Source organism: Cupriavidus sp. 01T418 (assembly GCF_056398885.1).
Genome location: NZ_JBFTQG010000123.1, coordinates 1 through 1,066, shown reverse-complemented (window position 1 = coordinate 1,066; position 1,066 = coordinate 1). Strand labels below are relative to the sequence as shown.

1 protein-coding gene is annotated in these 1,066 nt (G+C 48.9%); it reads left to right on the top strand.

The window, feature by feature from the left end; genetic code table 11:
• Window positions 1-38 precede the first annotated feature (38 nt).
• On the top strand, window positions 39-1,066 hold a 1,028-nt coding region (locus tag AC1DQ3_RS36480; protein ID WP_477124945.1), incomplete at its 3' end, for a WD40 repeat domain-containing protein.

Sequence of the window (1,066 nt, the reverse complement as noted above, 5' to 3'; positions counted from 1 at the left end):
TGGCTTCATTGAAGAGAGTTTCAAGTCAATATGACGCAATGTTTGATTCCAACGAGCTGGAAACAAAAGCTAGAGAACTTATTCAACGGGAAGAAGGACAGATTGACAATGCTGCACTCCAGAGAATTGGAATTGTGAATGTTGAAGGTACCTCTGCAAGCTATCCGGCTTCATCTTTACTAATGTTACAACACCATCTACTTGCAGACGGCAGAGGCAGGTACACGCACACACGAACCAGTTTGGATGTTTCCGGGGGAGAGTTGGTAAATGTCATGTTTAATGCGCATGGCCAGCTCTCCCTGCGTACTCTGGCTGACGACGGTGTCCATGAGTCTGTCAGGCTTATGGATGGATCTTCCAAGGAAATCGCCTTGCCGCAAGGATGGCGGCATATCAGCTCAATAAAAAACCAATTTTGCCTGAATATAAGCAAGAGCTATGTCGGGGAACATGAGAATCGCCGTCCGGTTATGAACGAAGATACGGGACGGATCGGCGTATACGTGTCAGCCCCAAGCTCGGATGCAAGCTTGATACAGACGCCTCTTGCGGTTGCGCCAGAGAATGCTGAAAAGTGTCTGGCCGGCGTGTCGAACAATGGCAAGTTCGTCGTATCGTATGATCGAGATGCTGGCCGTTTGTCTCTCTATGATGCGGAAAATGACAGCCTTGTCCAATTGAATCACAACTCGGGTAATTTGACCGCAATTTCTGTGTCAAATAGCGGGGAGGTGTTCCTGTCAGATTATGGATCTCATGTTGTTTTTGCTCCCACTGGCGCGAAATTGTCAGAGCAGTCATGCCGTGGCAATGATAGCTTCCAGCTATCACCCGACGGCCGATTTCTTGTGCGCGGTTCTCAAGATAATGTCAATGACATGATGCTGCGTGATATGCGAGACGGAAATGAAATGGCCATTAATCGATCGGCTCCTGTCGCCGATCGTGGAATAATCCAGCAACCACAAAGCATCGCATTTTCTCCTCTTAACGGGCTTCTCGCTGTTGCATATTATGATCGCGCCGTCGAGGTGTTCGACTTGCTGTCCAGGAATCCCGGCAC